The 17,009-nt window shown below is 40.4% G+C and carries 13 protein-coding genes; 8 read left to right on the top strand and 5 right to left on the bottom strand.

Features of this window, described 5'->3' with window-relative positions; all coding sequences use genetic code 11:
* Nucleotides 1-6: 6 nt before the first annotated feature.
* Nucleotides 7-3,276 (bottom strand): cyclic nucleotide-binding domain-containing protein, encoded by a 3,270-nt coding sequence (locus tag CHU_RS04985; RefSeq protein WP_011584414.1) that lies wholly within the window; start codon nt 3,274-3,276, stop codon nt 7-9.
* A gap of 466 nt (nt 3,277-3,742) precedes the next feature.
* Complete coding sequence (gene gcvP, locus CHU_RS04980; protein WP_011584413.1) at nt 3,743-6,643, bottom strand: aminomethyl-transferring glycine dehydrogenase; 2,901 nt, start codon at nt 6,641-6,643, stop codon at nt 3,743-3,745.
* A 144-nt stretch (nt 6,644-6,787) separates the two neighbouring features.
* Here gcvP and CHU_RS04975 point away from each other — a divergent pair, with 144 nt between their 5' ends.
* The 7 genes from CHU_RS04975 (at nt 6,788) to CHU_RS04950 (ending at nt 14,507) form a co-directional block, all read left to right on the top strand.
* The gene (locus tag CHU_RS04975; protein ID WP_011584412.1) at nt 6,788-8,389 is read left to right on the top strand and encodes a M28 family peptidase; all 1,602 of its coding nucleotides are present in this window, start codon (nt 6,788-6,790) and stop codon (nt 8,387-8,389) included.
* Nucleotides 8,390-8,393: 4 nt separating this feature from the next.
* Nucleotides 8,394-9,764 (top strand): LutB/LldF family L-lactate oxidation iron-sulfur protein, encoded by a 1,371-nt coding sequence (locus CHU_RS04970; protein ID WP_011584411.1) that lies wholly within the window; start codon nt 8,394-8,396, stop codon nt 9,762-9,764.
* Between the two features lie 341 nt (nt 9,765-10,105).
* The gene (locus CHU_RS04965; protein WP_011584410.1) at nt 10,106-10,807 is read left to right on the top strand and encodes a methyltransferase domain-containing protein; all 702 of its coding nucleotides are present in this window, start codon (nt 10,106-10,108) and stop codon (nt 10,805-10,807) included.
* A 46-nt stretch (nt 10,808-10,853) separates the two neighbouring features.
* On the top strand, nt 10,854-10,982 hold the full coding sequence (locus CHU_RS19775) for a hypothetical protein (protein WP_256235431.1): 129 nt from the start codon (nt 10,854-10,856) through the stop codon (nt 10,980-10,982).
* Between the two features lie 6 nt (nt 10,983-10,988).
* Nucleotides 10,989-11,462, top strand: a complete 474-nt coding sequence (locus CHU_RS04960) for a DUF6036 family nucleotidyltransferase (RefSeq protein ID WP_011584409.1) — start codon at nt 10,989-10,991, stop codon at nt 11,460-11,462.
* A 226-nt stretch (nt 11,463-11,688) separates the two neighbouring features.
* On the top strand, nt 11,689-12,153 hold the full coding sequence (locus CHU_RS04955; protein WP_011584408.1) for a hypothetical protein: 465 nt from the start codon (nt 11,689-11,691) through the stop codon (nt 12,151-12,153).
* A 101-nt stretch (nt 12,154-12,254) separates the two neighbouring features.
* Complete coding sequence (locus tag CHU_RS04950) at nt 12,255-14,507, top strand: TonB-dependent receptor (protein ID WP_011584407.1); 2,253 nt, start codon at nt 12,255-12,257, stop codon at nt 14,505-14,507.
* Nucleotides 14,508-14,561: 54 nt separating this feature from the next.
* On the opposite strand, the gene CHU_RS04945 is transcribed toward CHU_RS04950, so the two are convergent.
* Both CHU_RS04945 and CHU_RS04940 read right to left on the bottom strand, forming a co-directional pair.
* A complete protein-coding gene (locus tag CHU_RS04945; RefSeq protein ID WP_011584406.1) occupies nt 14,562-14,939 on the bottom strand; it encodes a DUF805 domain-containing protein in 378 nt (125 codons plus the stop codon).
* A 45-nt stretch (nt 14,940-14,984) separates the two neighbouring features.
* Nucleotides 14,985-15,395, bottom strand: coding sequence for a DUF805 domain-containing protein (locus CHU_RS04940; RefSeq protein ID WP_011584405.1), 411 nt, complete (start codon nt 15,393-15,395; stop codon nt 14,985-14,987).
* A gap of 146 nt (nt 15,396-15,541) precedes the next feature.
* Here CHU_RS04940 and CHU_RS04935 point away from each other — a divergent pair, with 146 nt between their 5' ends.
* Nucleotides 15,542-16,216, top strand: a complete 675-nt coding sequence (locus CHU_RS04935) for a pseudouridine synthase (RefSeq protein WP_011584404.1) — start codon at nt 15,542-15,544, stop codon at nt 16,214-16,216.
* Between the two features lie 52 nt (nt 16,217-16,268).
* Here CHU_RS04935 and CHU_RS04930 read toward each other — a convergent pair whose 3' ends face one another.
* Nucleotides 16,269-16,673 carry a DUF983 domain-containing protein gene (locus tag CHU_RS04930; protein ID WP_238379347.1) on the bottom strand — a complete coding sequence of 135 codons (405 nt, stop codon included), beginning with the start codon at nt 16,671-16,673 and terminating at the stop codon, nt 16,269-16,271.
* Between the last annotated feature and the right edge of the window lie 336 nt (nt 16,674-17,009).

Below are 17,009 nucleotides of genomic sequence, written 5' to 3'. Positions count from 1 at the left end.
TGCCTTTTATTTAACTACAAGTTCGTTTTTAATATATGCTTCTTCCAGTTCATTATTCAGCGCAGGAATTACTGCTCTTGATAATACATAATGACTGGAAACAATATCAAAGAATCGGTCCTTATCAATTTTGAAAATGATCGTATCTTCTGTTGCTGTTACGGTATAGTTCATCACATCTGTATCCAGGATCAGTTCATCTCCCAGTACATATTTAGAACCGTAAGTACCTTCTATTAATCCGTCTGCGTGCGAAAGGGAGATCATACCGGAATAAACAATTGATACAGGGTTTGCGCCATTCAGACTATCCTTGTACAACACTTCTCCTGCTTTGTGATGCATTTCTTCAATGTGATCCGCCAGCAACGCGAGTAATGCCCCGGAAATATTCAGGAACACAGGAATGGATTTCAGAAACGTAACTTTTTCAAACATATCCGTTTTCCAGCTTACCATCTTACTAGAAACGATTAACGCATCCAGTTCTTTTTTATGCCTTTCAGGAATACGTTGACATAACACGTGATAGGCATCCGGATCATTTGTATGAATCAGCTTTGCGGTAACTTCGCGGATTAATTTATCCGGATTAAAAAGATTGGCGATAAGTGTATCGTTTACTTTTACTTTTTTCATTAAAAGTAATTTATGAATCGCGCAGGCTTTTGTCCAACGGTTTATCTCATTATAGTCCTTGTTAATGAGATGGTATAAAATAGTAATCTCATCGTATGACTCTCTCGGGAAAGATTCCTGAAGCTTCAGAATCTTTTCAGACAAGGAAATCTGATCCAGAAGCGGAACCAGCATGGGTTTCAATTCATCATCCACAAACACATCCAGCAATTCAATAGCATAGAGTACACCTTCTACCGTTCGGCTTTTGATATTTTCTTCTACCAGTTTAACAGACCCCTGATGATAAATCAGAGACAACAACATATAAATATTTTCATCATTTTCTTCAATCTCTTCCAGTAATGCCTGATACAACGGTGTCGGATTTATCTGTTCTTTTATTTCATCCAGTGCAGCAATCTTCCAGGAGCACAAAGCAATTTCCTGAATCAGTAACTGCTTGATCTTACTGGCACGATCGCCTTTAGCAATGTAAGCGAGGTTGCGAAGCGCAAGCAATGCTTCGGATACGACTTTACGATCCGGATAATTGATCTTATTCCACAATACTTCAATGGCATGTTCTCCGCCGATTTTTGAATATACCTGAATGATCCGGATTTTGGTCTGAAGGTTTTGACCTGTTTTATAAAACGCCAGATCAAGTGTAGGTATAACTTTTTCGCCAATGTATTCCAATCCTGCTGAAGCAAAATTTGCAAAACTCGGAAGCGATAAATTTTCAATCAGCAGCATCCAGTATTGCGTAAGCTTGATGGTACCTGCCGTAAGCAAAGCAGACTTTCGTACACGCGGATTAGATTCTCTGAGTAAATCGAAGAGCTGGCGCGCCATTTCTTCGTTAAAATTATTCCGGATCAGTTTTACCGCCAGCTCTTTATCAACAGGATCTTTAGAGCGGGAGAGTTTTAAAATCTGTCCGGGCGAGGTAAGCATTTTTTCAACATCATTCAGATTTAACAAGGCATGCTCTGCCAATGCTTTTGTTTCGATCGGAATTTCTTTTTTACGGATTATTTCCTTCAGTTCATGTGATGCCGACAATAATTTAGACTCTTCGATTTTATTGAATACATATCTCCGCACGCGTTCTGATGCATGGTTTGTATACAGATGAACCGACTTTTCAAGCAATGCCGGATCAAGGCGCTCGGTCATTTTAAGCGTCGTGATAATACGTGTTCCGCTATCCGTTTTCAATTCCTGCAACAAAATAGCCTGCACCGATTTATCATTGCTGTCATCTCGAAAATCCTGTCTGCCGCGTTGTGCCGTAAGTGTATCCTGCAATGTTGAACGGTATTCGGTATATAGCTTTACAATCACATATGTGTAGATACACACCGCAATAATAAGTGCTACACTAAAGTAAATCAGTTTGAAAGAAAGTACCCCAAACAGAATAAGGAAACCTGCTGCGACAACAACTGCAAACTGACGGAAAACACCTTCTACTTTCGTTTGTACATCGTGTCTGATCCTGGAATTGATCGGCAGGAAAAAGTTTTTATAAATCGGTTCTTCAAACGATTCAATACACGTCTGTAAAAAGATCTTACTTAAACAAACAAATATAAAAAACAGGATAAACGTTTCATTAATGCCGAGCAAGGCATCATATTTTGTATCTCCGAAGAAACCTCCTACCAACGCCGTGAGTATGGAGAAAATACCCAGCAAAACCGGAAGAATAAACAGTGAAAGTTTTACGCCTATGGTATTGATAATACGATCTGCACCTACCAGCTGAAAGATCATATTAAACAAGGTAAGTACCGTACCATACCCGGCAAGGAATTTTGCCAGATCAATATCATTCACATATACACGGCCATCTGCACTTACTTCCTTATAGGCTTCAAGCCCTGCGGAGAAAAACGAGAATTCCATGAATTGCAAAATAATAACCGATACCAGCGATAGCTGAGCCAGCAGCCGAATGTATTTGTTGCTGAACAACTGTCTGAAACCAGGTGACGCCTCCAGTTCTTCTGCTTTATTAATCGTAAGAAGTTTTTCGGTAGAATGGCGGCGGATAAACAGGATGTATAATGAAAAAGATACAATCATTGCTCCCACACTGAAATAGAAATAATCCACCACAGGTACCGATTCCGGAATAAGGAATACAACGAAAAAGGCAATTACGGTAGCGAACAATTGTCCCTGATCTACGGTACCGGTTAACCGCTTTTCATTTCTAAGATTAAATGCACGGCCTATAATACCGTAAAAACACAATAATGTTAAGGCATTAATACTACCCAGACTGGCAAAAACCAGATAACGTAATTTATGAATATCGGGAAAGCGCTGTAATAAAAAAGTAAAAACAATGATCGTTACTAAAACTAATATTAGTGTGATGCGTGCTAAGATTGAAAATGGAATACGTTTTTGAAAATACGCGAAAATCAATGTTGATACAACGCCTAATAAACCTGACACTAAGAAGGCTTCTGAGATTCTGTTCTGATCATAAAATTCCAGGAACATTGTACTGGAACCAATGTCGTACGTTACAACACTTATCCCTAAAAAAAATGAAAAGAACAGCAACAATAGAACCGGCTTTAATTCTCCCTGCTCTATGTCCAGAAGTTTATTGAGATACTTTTTAAAAAACTTTTTCATTCTTATTTAAGCACAATTTTTCGCCAACATAATAATACAATTTAATGTGCTTTTATGTAAGTTATTCACGGAATTAAATCCAAAATTCTTAGAATAAGCCTATTTTATCGACTAAAATGAAAATTATGCCGGCATGTGCACTAAAATCCTGCCGATCATCTGGATATGGCGTGAAATATTAAATTAATACAAAAAAATGTATGACGGAGATTTATATGAAACAAAGCTTGGGGCATTGTCCCAAGCTTTGTTATGTAAGGTACATCTCTCGCGCCAGTCTTCAGACTGGTGTGTATCATTTGACAGTCTTTGACTGCACGTTGAGTAAAACAGTGAAAGACTGTGAAATGCCCGGCACCAGTCACGCTTCGCTAAAGACTTGAGCCAGTATAGGCCAGTAAGGCTTTCGCCTTGGTGGTACAATATATGGGCGCGGGCATGCGTGTGCCTTTTGCCGCTTGATTCTTTAATTTGCCAGCTCCGCTTCTGCAAATTCCTCTGTAGGTATACAGCTGCAAAACAGGTTACGGTCACCGTATGCACTGTCTATACGGCTTACAGAAGGCCAGAACTTCGTTGTTTTTAAATAAGGCAACGGATACGCAGCTTTCTGTCTAGAATATGAACGTGTCCAGGCATCAGCAGTAATAACACTTGCTGTATGCGGTGCATGTTTCAATACATTATCCAGTTTATCCGCTGTACCATTTTCAATTTCTGCAATTTCTGCACGGATGGCAATCATCGCATCACAGAAACGATCCAGTTCATGTTTAGATTCGCTTTCCGTTGGTTCAATCATTAATGTTCCGGCTACCGGGAATGAAACGGTCGGCGCGTGGAAACCATAATCCATCAAACGTTTTGCAATATCTTCAACTTCAATACCGATAGTTGTTTTAAAGGCTCTGCAATCCAGAATAAATTCATGTGCGCAATGTCCGTGTGTACCGGTATATAAAATCGGATAGAATTTCTCTAAACGGGATTTAATATAGTTTGCGTTTAAGATCGCATTTTTAGTTGCATTCGTTAGTCCTTCACTACCCATCATAGCAATATATGCATAGGAGATCGGAAGGATGCTTGCACTGCCCCATGGCGCTGCAGAAACAGCCGAGATCGCTTTTTCACCACCTGCTTTTACAACAGCATGGCCCGGTAAGAACGGTGTCAAATGCGCTGCCACACCAATCGGACCAACACCCGGACCACCTCCGCCGTGCGGGATGCAGAAGGTTTTATGTAAGTTCAGGTGACAAACGTCCGCTCCGATGCTGCCCGGAGAGGTTAACCCAACCTGTGCATTCATGTTTGCACCATCCATATAAACCTGTCCGCCGTGACGGTGAATTACTTCACAGATTTCTATGATACTTTCTTCGAATACACCGTGTGTAGAAGGATACGTAACCATCAGACACGATAGGTTTTTGCTGTGCTGTTCAGCTTTTAGTTTCAGATCGGCAACATCAATATTGCCTGCGTCATCGCATTTAACAAGCACTACCTGCATAGCTGCCATTACAGCACTTGCGGGATTGGTACCGTGCGCCGATGTCGGTATCAATGCAATATTACGGTGTGTATCGCCTCTGCTTTCATGGTATGCGCGGATCACTAACAAACCGGCATATTCACCCTGAGCACCTGAGTTGGGCTGTACAGAAACGCCTGCAAAACCTGTGATCTCAGACAACCACAATTCAATATTGTTGAATAACTGATGATACCCTTTTACCTGAGAAGCGGGTACAAACGGATGGATCTGCCCTACTTCCGGCCAGGTTACCGGAATCATTTCAGTTGTTGCATTCAGCTTCATGGTACAAGAACCCAATGAAATCATGGAATGCGTTAACGAAAGATCTTTGTTTTCTAAATGCTTCAGATAACGAAGCATTTCATGCTCTGTATGGTACGTATTGAATACCGGGTGTGTCATGTACGCAGACGTACGCAGCAACGCGCCTGAAAGTGCACCTTCAACACGCAGGTACTTATTTGAAATATCAATAGCTACTACTTTTTTATCTGCAGCTTCTGCAAACACTTCAATCAGCTGATCCAGATCTGCTACAGTAACCGACTCATCCAGCGCTACAAAAACTGAATCACCTTCATAACGCAGGTTGATCTTACGTTTCTCTGCCGCAGATTTTATAGCTAATCCTTTGCCCGGAGCTTTTATTGAAATCGTATCAAAAAATGCTGCATTGGTTTGTTCAAAACCAAATTCTGTAACAATTGCGCTTAACGCTGCAGCAAAGCCATGTACACGGTTAGCGATCTGCTTCAGGCCTTCCGGTCCGTGGTATACAGCATACGAAGCTGCAATTACAGATAATAATACCTGGGCAGTACAAATGTTTGAGGTTGCTTTTTCTCTACGGATATGCTGCTCGCGGGTCTGTAGAGACATACGATATGCTTTCTTGCCTTCTGCATCAATGGACACACCGATGATACGGCCCGGCAGCTGGCGTTTGTATTCTTCCTTGGTAGCAAAAAAACCTGCATGCGGACCACCAAAACCCATTGGCACGCCAAAACGCTGTGAAGAACCGAACACAACATCTGCGCCCATTTCACCCGGCGATTTAATAAGTGTCAGGCTCAACAGATCCGAACCGAATGCAACTAAGGTATCGTTCGCATGAGCGGCTGAAATAAGTGCTGTATAATCCGCAACATTTCCGTTACAATCCGGAGACTGTACCAATGCGCCAAATATGTCTGTACGTGTAAAGTCTGCGGTTGCAGGATCTACCATCTCTAATTTAATGCCCAGCGGTTCTGAACGCGTTAACAATACGTCTATGGTTTGAGGAAAGGTATATTTTGAAACAACAAAAACCGTTGCATTCTTTTTCGTTCCTTTACGCAAACTGTAGATAAGCGTCATTGCTTCAGCCGCTGCAGTAGCTTCATCCAGCAACGAAGCATTTGCAATCTCCATACCTGTTAATTCACAAACCATTGTCTGGTAATTGATCAGGGCTTCCAGACGGCCTTGAGCAATCTCTGCCTGATACGGTGTATAAGCGGTATACCAACCCGGATTTTCTAATATATTACGAAGAATAACCGTTGGCGTAAGGGTATTGTAATACCCCAAACCGATATATGTTTTAAAAATTTCATTTTGAGAAACAACTTTTTTGAATTCAACCAGAAATTCTTCTTCACTCAATGCCTTCGGCAATTGCAGAGGGTTTGCCAGGCGAATGTTTGCCGGAACAGTTTCATCAATCAACTGATCAAGCGAACCGACACCGATAGCTTTCAGCATCGTTTCTTTTTCTGAAAGTGACGTACCGATGTGTCTTTCCTGGAAGGAACCTCTTTGGGTTAAATCTATTTTCATAATCCTGTGGAATAGTAGTCTATCTGACCTAACAAATAAACGGGGAGAAATGTTACAGATTCAAATTTACGGAAAGCTTTGGAAAGAAGGATTTGTTTCGGTTCTTGTGGATAAAAAAAGCTCTTTTTTAACTAGATTTACCCTATGACGACATTCTTCAGGAAGTATTTACTACTTCAGACATTTGTATTCTCCGGCATTTCTGCCCTGTATGCCCAACCGATACCGGATATGGCGAAAGCCCAGACAGCGGCTCTTAACTCAATCACGGCTGCCGACCTGTCTGCCTATCTGCACATTGTTGCATCAGACAGTATGGAAGGACGCGCTACCGGAGAAGCCGGACAAAAACGTACCGCACTCTATCTTGCCGATAAATTCAAGGAATTTGGACTTAGCCCTGCCGTACCAACAGCTGTAGATAAAAGCTATTTTCAGAAATTCAGCCTGGTAGAAAAAACATGGAAAGAGGTATGGCTGAAAGTCGGCAATAAACAAAAAGAATTTTTAAAAGATTTTTATGCTTATGGTGATGTACAATTGCCTGAAGCAACAGCTATGAAAATTGTTTGTGCAGGCTATGGCATTGAAGCCAGAAACTACAGCGACTATACAAACCTGGATGTTAAAGACAAAGGCGTGATCATCTTTACCGGAGAACCATTCAAAGATTCGGTATCCCTGGTAACAAAAACAAAACAAAGTTCTACCTGGGCAAACGACTGGCGGGCAAAAGCTGACTTAGCCTATAAGAAAGGTGCGAAAGCTGTATTCATCATTGTTGGTAATACAGATACGGATTTTGAAACAAGACTGGCAGCGTTGAAAGATCATTTAAATGCACCGTCCATGGCCTTTACACACAAGAAAAAAGCAAGTGCATTTTTTGTGCCCGCAAGTCTGGCCGCGGAAATGCTGAAAAGCACGCCGGATGCGTTGGCATCGTATAAAAAAAACCGTACAGGTACTAATACTCCATATCCGTTCAAATCAGCTAAAGTTATTGCTAAAGCTGGTGTAACCGAACGTACGGTTGAAACAGAAAATGTATTGGCCGTTATTGAAGGTTCCAGATATCCGGAGGAGATTGTTGTACTTACCGCTCATTATGATCACCTGGGTATTGAGAACGGACAGATCTGCTACGGAGCAGATGATGATGGTTCCGGTACGGTTGCTCTTCTGGAAATTGCCCAGGCATTTTCTATCGCTAAAAGCCTTGGCCATGGCCCGGCACGTACCATTCTGTTCATGCCGGTAACAGGTGAAGAACGCGGACTTATGGGTTCTGAATATTACACAGATAAACCTGTATTCCCGCTTAAAAACACTGTTGCAGACCTGAATATTGATATGATCGGCCGTGTGGATGCCGCACACCCCAATGTGATCGATGAAAACTATGTATATATCATCGGAGATAACAGGCTTTCTTCTGAACTGCATACGCTCAGCGAAAACGCCAATACCGGCTGGCAGGGGCCTAAAATTGTACTGGATTATACCTATAATTCATTCGATGACCCCAACCGCTTTTATTATCGCTCAGATCATTATAACTTTGCAAAGAACAACATTCCTGTAATCTTCTATTTCTCGGGAATTCATGCCGATTACCATAAACCTACCGATACGGTGGATAAAATCCGTTTTGACAAAATGGCAAAGATCACACAGCTTGTATTTCTCACTGCGTGGCAACTTGCCAACATGGACCACCGTTTAGTAGTAGATCGCACCGAATAACACTATGAAAAGCGCTGAAACTTTCTTACAAGACGCAGACTCCAAAACCTTTGATCCGGAACACCGTCGTAAAATCAATTTCAATATTGGCCGTTACAACGATGCTGTTGCGAAAGGGTTTTCTCAATTCGATAATCATGAATTGGGAAGACAGCGTGCTTCGTATTTAAAAACACAGGTGATCGAAAACCTGGACAAATATTTAATTGAATTTGAAACAAACTTTACCCGCAACGGCGGTAAAGTAATCTGGGCACAGGATGCAGCCGAAGCATTAAAAGAGATACATAAAATTCTTAAAGAGAAAAAGACACGTAGCGTGGTTAAATCTAAAACCATGACAACGGAAGAAATTCACTTTAATGCATATCTGGAAAAGAACGGCATTGAATCCATTGAAACAGATCTGGGTGAATATATTGTACAACTGGCCGGCCAACGCCCCTATCACATTGTTACACCTGCCATGCACATGTCGCGCCACGATATTTCTAAATTGTTTGAAGAAAAATTAGGCATACCCTATACCGAAGATGCCCAGGAATTAACGCTTACAGCGCGCCGTATCTTACGCGAAAAGTATCTGGATGCGGAAGTAGGTGTATCGGGCGCTAACTTTTTAATTGCGGATGTAGGCGGCATTGCAATTACTGAAAATGAAGGAAACGCACGCTTATCCACTACATTCCCGAAAACACATATTGCTATTGTTGGTATCGAAAAACTGATTCCTTCTCTTACAGACTTAGGTTTATTCTGGCCCATGCTGGCACAAAGCGGAACCGGGCAACAGGTTACCGTTTACAATACCGTTCTTATAGGCCCCGCCAGACAAGGCGAAAGTGACGGTCCGGAAGAAATGTATGTAGTATTGCTTGACAATGGCAGAACCAACTTAATGGTTGATCCCGAAAAACGCCAGGCATTAAACTGTATACGCTGCGGAGCCTGTTTAAATATCTGCCCGGTATATAGAAACATCGGCGGACATACCTATGCAAGTACCTACAGCGGGCCGATAGGCTCTGTTATTACACCGCATCTGGAAGGCATGGAAAAATTCAAACACCTGAGTTATGCCAGTTCTTTGTGTGGGGCATGTACCAGTGTATGTCCGGTAAAGATTGATATTCACAACTTACTGTTATTGAACAGAAATCAAAGCGTTAAGGAAGGCCTTTCAGCCAAGTCTGAACGCTTTGGATTTAAGCTTTGGGTACGTGCCATGAAGAACAGGAAATTATTGAATTTCCCTGGCGCCGGACTTAAAAATTTCATGGTAAGCTTTATCTTTAAAAACTCCTGGAGCAAACGCAGAGAAGATCTGCACGTAGCACCGAAATCCTTCCAGCAGTTGTGGAAAGAACGGAGATAATTAAAAATTATTAATTATTAATGACGAATTAAAATTCACCGCGGTGAAGACTTACCATTGAACAGTCTTTAGCTACACTTTAATAAACCAGTAAAGACTGAAAACATGCATCAAGATAAAAAATTCATAATTCATAATTCATAATTCATAATTCATAATTCATAATTCATAATTCATAATTCATAATTCATAATTCATAATTCATAATTCATAATTCATAATTCATAATTCATAATTCATAATTCATAATTCATAATTCATAATTCATAATTCATAATTCATAATTCATAATTCATAATTCATAATTCATAATTCATAATTCATAATTCATAAACTAATACGTGGCTACATACAACGAACGGTTATTTGACGGAAAATCTTTCAGAAGCAAATTACATTATGCACGTTATCTATGGGTAAATAGCTGGATCAAACGCTGGGAGCTGCCTTCGTATTCGATGCTGGAACTTGGCTGCTATGATGGCAAGACGATTGATTTTTTAAGCAATAAACCTGCTACGTATGCCGGTTATGATGCCAACTGGGAAGGCGGCCTGGACATTGCCAAAACAAAGTGGAGCATGCATCCGGATTATTCTTTTCACACCTGTGAAAAACCCGCTGATTTCAGCGCAGATGACAGCATGTATGAAGTGAGTGTATGCCTTGAAACACTTGAACACATTCCGGCAGCAGACCTGGAAGCTTACATTGTTCAGCTAAGCAAAAAAACAAAACAGTATTGCCTGGTCAGTGTGCCGAATGAAAAAGGTCCGGTATTATTTTTCAAGCATATTATAAAAAGCATTACACAGGAAAAAGCACAAACCGAAGCGTATACATTAAAAGAATTCTTATATGGTTCTATTGGCAGACTCGACAAAGTTGCGCGCAGAGACTGCGGCCACAAGGGTTTTGATTACGATGCCTTAGCGGTTCTTCTGAAAAAGTATTTTACCATTCTGAAAACAGAAGCGATCCCCTACCCGGCTATTCCCCATGCGTTGGGTTTTAATGTCGGGTTTATACTAAAAAAGAACTAACAGATAATGTGTTTTTTTTCTATCTTTATATAAACAATACATGCATATGGAGACATCAAAAAAATCAGCCAAACGTCCGTTAAATATCTATGAACAACGCTTTGAAAAATTGATGATGTTAATCCGCATTGACAATATGTTAAAGAAAGCGGTTATTACACATAAAAAACAATAATACATTATGGATATTTTGGATGAAGGCATTCTTAATTTATGGAAGAACCTTCATGACTATAATGTGAAGTATATTATGGTGGGAGGCTTTGCAACGAACTTGCATGGATTTTCCAGAACTACGGATGATTGTGATATCTGGATTGAAGATACGCCAGCAAATCGAAATAATCTGCGTACAGCACTTGAAAAAAATGAAGGGCTTGATTTTAGTGCCGTTGAAAGAATGGAATTTGTACCAGGCTGGTCTTCTATTCAATTACAATCAGGCTTATCTCTTGATATAATGACATATCTGAAAGGCTTTCCGCAAGAAGCTTTTGAAAATTGTTATAACCAGGCATCTGAAGCATTGTTATATGATTTAACCATACGTTTTTTACAATTAAATCATTTGATCGAAGCAAAAAAACAAACCGGTCGACCAAAAGATTTAATTGATGTTATAGAACTGGAAAAAATTCAAAAAGGGAATGTTTAACGCTCCCTGATAAACGTCCTCTCATTTTTTCATCTGCATAAAATTCTGTTTAATCCGTTAATCTTCCATTAGAATTTTTCACTTCTTCCCTTGTATTAAATCCGGAATATTCCGGATCTGCCAATATTTATTACGTAATCAATTTGACAATACACCTTTTTTAACTAAAATTACTTAAGTACTATTAAGATTTTAAATTAATGATACGTAAGTTAATAAGGTAACATTGAACAGGTATTCCCCCCTTTCGTTTCTTATCATTGTCAGTATTTTTGTTCTGGCATTAAAAGACTCTGCCTCTTTTGTGCACACGTTGCTGCATTACATTCCGAATCCCTGGCACCGGCACGAAGCGATCAGTAAGCACGCGCATCGTATCGATCCGCTGAAGATTCATGCCTATCTCCAGCATACACATACACATGTTCACGACCATGATCATAATGCCGGTACGCAAGCGCATGTACATGATGTGATGGACCACATACATTCAGATACAGCTGACAGCGAAAGCAGCACGCCTTCCGGAGAAATACAAACCGATATCAAAATTGATTTCTATTTTCAGTCAGATAACGAAATGCTTTTTTATCATACCTGTATACATAAGAGAATCGTCTATTTTTCAATGTATCTGAATTCCTTTACCAGCAGAGCGCTGTGTCCACCGTTGCAGCCGCCTCAGGTGTAGTTTGCCATTTCAGTTTTTACGGATACCTTTTCCTTTTCAGGATGAGCAGATATACTATGTATTCTGAGTGATCCGATTGTTAACGCTTAATCCATCACGATATGAAATTTATTCTTATTGTGCTGCTGCAATTTCTATATCTATTTGCACATGCCCAAAGCGGTGTAATTAAAGGCAAGGTAGAGCAGGTACACAATCACATACCCATACTCAATAGCTATGTACAGCTTACGAATAGAAGCAATCAGATAGCTTATACAGATGTTGAAGGGAGGTTTGAATTCACGGCATTGCCGGCAGGTACGTATTATATCCGCATCTATTCACTGGGATATGAATCACTGACAGATACCATATACCTCAATCCTTCGGAAACACTTTATACAAGCTATGCGCTCAACGAAACGACAGTTGAAATTCCCGAGATACCAATCGCTGCACGCAGGGAAGTGGCCTTTACAACCATCAGTTCCATCGATTTTAAACTGCGGCCTGTAAATACCACGCAGGATCTGTTGCGGCTGGTACCGGGTTTATTTATTGCGCAGCATGCCGGAGGCGGTAAAGCCGAACAGCTTTTTTTAAGAGGCTTTGATGTAGACCATGGCACCGACGTTGCCGTATCTGTAGACAACATGCCGGTGAATATGGTTTCGCATGCACACGGACAAGGCTATGCGGATCTGCATTTTGTAATCCCTGAAACGGTTGATAACATTCAGTTCAACAAAGGCTGTTACCAGACAGGCACCGGCGACTTTAACACTGCCGGAGCTGTTCGGCTGCAAACAAAAAATTTCATCCCTGAAAATAAAATCAAACTCGAAGCCGGACGCTTCAATACCAGCAGAGGAATGATCTTATTAAATCTGCTGCCTGCAAAAGATACCATTGAACGAAAACACAGTGCTTACATGGCTTCAGAAGCGTTCTATTCCAAAGGCTTTTTTGAAAGTCCGCAGCATTTCAACCGATTCAATGTGTTCGGAAAATATCACGGCATCTTATCACGCAATACCTTCTTAACGGCAAGTATCTCTACCTTTACAAGCAGATGGGATGCTTCGGGGCAAATCCCGCAGCGGGCCATAGATAACGGCAGCATTGGCTGGTTTGGTGCCATTGATGATTCAGAGGGAGGTAAAACAACGCGTTCAAATGCCAATGTACAGCTTACAACAGATGCAGGAAACCTGGGTACATGGACCAACCAGGTATTCTGGAGCAAGTATACCTTCACGCTGTTTTCAAATTTCACCTTTTATAAAGATGATACTACGCATGGCGATGAAATTCATCAATATGAAAACAGAAATATGTTTGGCTATAATACGTCGTTGAAACGAAACTATACACTTGCCGGGAAAACAATACAAACGAATATTGGAGCTGGTTACCGCGGAGACTACATTACAAACATCGGTCTTGCTCATGTTGAAAAAAGGCGTTTTCTCTATGACACAAAGAAAGGATCTGTTCGTGAAAATAACATGAACGGTTTTATAGATGCAAGCCTCTTGCTTTCAACCCGTTTCACATTCAATGTGGGTATTCGGTATGACTACTTCCTGTTTTCATATAAAAGCAGCATCGATGATACGAGCTCTGCAAGCCGTGGGCAGGGAATTTTAAGCCCGAAGGCAACCATATACTACAAACTTACAAACGCTGTACAGCTCTACCTTAGCGGCGGTTACGGATTTCATTCAAACGATGCACGTGTTTCTGTATACAAAACAAACCAATCAAGTTTACCAAGAGCCAAATCTGCAGACCTGGGCACCAATCTGAAAATAGGTGCTAAATTATTTGTGAACACGGCCCTTTGGTATATGTATCTGGAATCGGAATATGTATATGTAGGTGATGATGGTTTGCTGGAACCCAGCGGAAGCACCAGACGCATGGGCATTGATGTGAGTATGAGATATCAGGTTTTGAAATGGCTGTATGCGGATATAGATCTGAATCTTGCCAAACCAAGGTACATTGAGCTGCCGGAAGGCGAAAACTATGTACCGCTGGCACCGCCTGTAACCTCTACCGGTGGTTTGTCTGTAAAGCAGCGTAACTGGAGCGCAGGCTTAAGATACCGGTATCTTGGAAAACGTGCCGCGGTTGAAGACAATACAATTATTGCTTCCGGTTATTTTATTACGGATGCGGTAGTAAATTATCAATGGAAGCAGATGCAGTTTGGTATCAGTGCTGAAAATATTTTCGATCAAAAATGGCGGGAAGCACAATTTGCAACCGAATCTCAATTGAAAAATGAAACAACACCGGTAACTGAAATTCATTTCACACCCGGCACACCTTTTTATTTAAAAGGAAATGTCAGTGTTTTATTTTAAAAAATGAAGTGAATAAAAAACCCTCCCGGCACATTTACCGGGAGGCTTTCTTTTTTAAATATTGCTATCTAAAACACTTGAAGACGATGGTGCTTCCGCATTTTTAGGATCCGGACCATATTCATTCGGACCAGCCTGTCCGTTTGTGCAAGCTAAAATTAAATTGTAGATAGGTATCAGTATAAACCAACCGCTTTTACCTACATCATGCATACGACGTACACCTACAGCAATACTTGGCACTAATACTGCCAGTGAATAGATGCTGCTTAACACACCATTGCCTGAACTGCTTAATCCTAGAACGCTATCCAGAATTGTCAGTACAACTGAAATGATCATGCTGAATAAAAAGAAATACCAATATTCACTTCTTCTTGCTCTGCCGTTAAATGCTGCATACTTTTTTAATACTGCTAAATACCAATTCATAATTTTTGTTGTTTAAGTTTAAGAAAAATTTAGTGTAAAAACATTTTATATATTTCCGTCTAATACGGAAGAAAAAGCATCTGAGTTGCTTCCCTGAGGATCAGCACCATACTTATTAGGCCCTGCAACTCCCCTGCTGGCCAATACAACAATAATCTTTATCCAGCCGATTATTGGAATGAGGGCAATCAACATAAACCACCCGGAGCGTGTTGTGTCGTGCAACCTGCGTACGGTTACAGATAATCCGGGAATAAATAAAACCAATGAGTATATACTATTAATCAATCCGTACGTGCCGTAATTTTCTCCATACGTTAAGCCGATAAATCCATCCAGTAAAGAAGCGGCTGAAGAAAAAACAAAATTAAACAATACAAACATCCAGTATTCCTGCCTGGTTGCTCTTCCTGAAAATTCAGCATATTTTTTCAATGCTTCTAAATACCAATTCATATAGTAAAAGTCTATACTAAAATAATTACCCTGCAATGCCGGAATTAAAAGCTGCAGATACAGAGCCATTTCAAATCTAAATATACAATAAGTTTAAAACAGAACAAGCGTATTCCGCAGGATGCTTTTACACATTGTGCTGAAAGATGCTTTTCTTCGATATTTGTTTAAAAAGGCGCTTTATATGTATATTTAATCGCATAAAAAGTCCTGTAATGTGTGTTAAAAACCGCTATTTTATCATTAATAAACCATTCAATATGGTTTCGCAATTTATCAGCTCGGACGCTGTTAATCTACTCGGGAATCTGGATTTTACGTTTCCGGAAGGCACACACGCCGTTGGCAGGCTGGATAATGAATCGGAAGGTTTATTAATTTTAACCACCAATAAAAAAGTTACACGGCTGCTTTTTCAGGGAACAAAAAAACATACCCGAACGTATCTGGTTCTTGTTAAAAATAAGGTTTCAGAAGAAACTCTTAAGCAGTTGCAAACAGGTATTTCAATACGTGTTAAAGGAGGCGGAAATTACATATCCTCTCCATGTGAAGCATCCATTGTAACAGATGCAAAAGCTATTTACTCCTATGCGGCCGACACACGGGAAAACTATCCGCATACCTGGCTCCTTTTAACGCTGACAGAAGGAAAATTTCACCAGGTACGTAAAATGGTACTGGCTGTGAACCACCGTTGCCTGCGTCTGATACGGGTTTCCATTGAAAATATGTTACTGCACGACCTGCAGCCCGGCGCAGTAAAGGAATTTGAAGAAGAAACGTTTTTCAGCCTTCTGAATATTGATTACAACATTTAAATTACAGCTTCTGTAAGCATGCGGGCATGCTTACAGAAGCTCTTGCTGCTTTTTATTTCTGGCCGGCAAACGGCTGTTTTGTGAGTACAATTTTAGTATGTATTTCTTCATGGTCTACAAAAAAGTACAGATATACCGCTCTTGACAACCGGAAAATATAGGGAGAAACCAGCAATGCAATGCACACAAATGAAATGTAAAACACTTCATAAGACAGATCCATCAATATGGTAGCAATAAATGCAGGAATAAACAGTGCTGCATACAAGGCATAACTCATATACATCGCTCCATAATAAAATCCGGGTTCAGGTGTAAAAGGCTGTCCGCAGCATTTACAGGTAACGGGCATCACATCCGATTTTCTCCAGCTATACATATTGTTATAGGTAAACATCTTTTCCTGGTAACATTTCGGGCATCTTAACCGGACAAGTGCCCAAAGGCGTTGTATCATAGCATTCATAAGTGATACGGGTTTACGTTTGAAACAAATTCTGTCTTTTTAGAAACGTTCAATTGCTTCCTCATGACAATACAATAATACAGAACCTCAGATGATTCTAATGGTGGGCAACATGGATTCAATGGTACTTTTTACTTTTTAAAGCTCAACCCTAAAAACGGAAGTATTTATAATCTATTTAGCTTTGTGTTGAAATGTTTATATAAGTAAAAATTCATCAAGCTATAGCGTTTTGTTTTTAGCTTATAAAATAGAAAAGGTCTTCTGATTTCTCAAAAGACCTTTAGGGTAAATGATGGGGGTTCGAACCCTCGTCACCTTGTTTCA

The organism is Cytophaga hutchinsonii ATCC 33406 (assembly GCF_000014145.1).
Lineage (GTDB): Bacteria > Bacteroidota > Bacteroidia > Cytophagales > Cytophagaceae > Cytophaga > Cytophaga hutchinsonii.
This window is presented reverse-complemented; position numbering and strand designations above follow the sequence as displayed.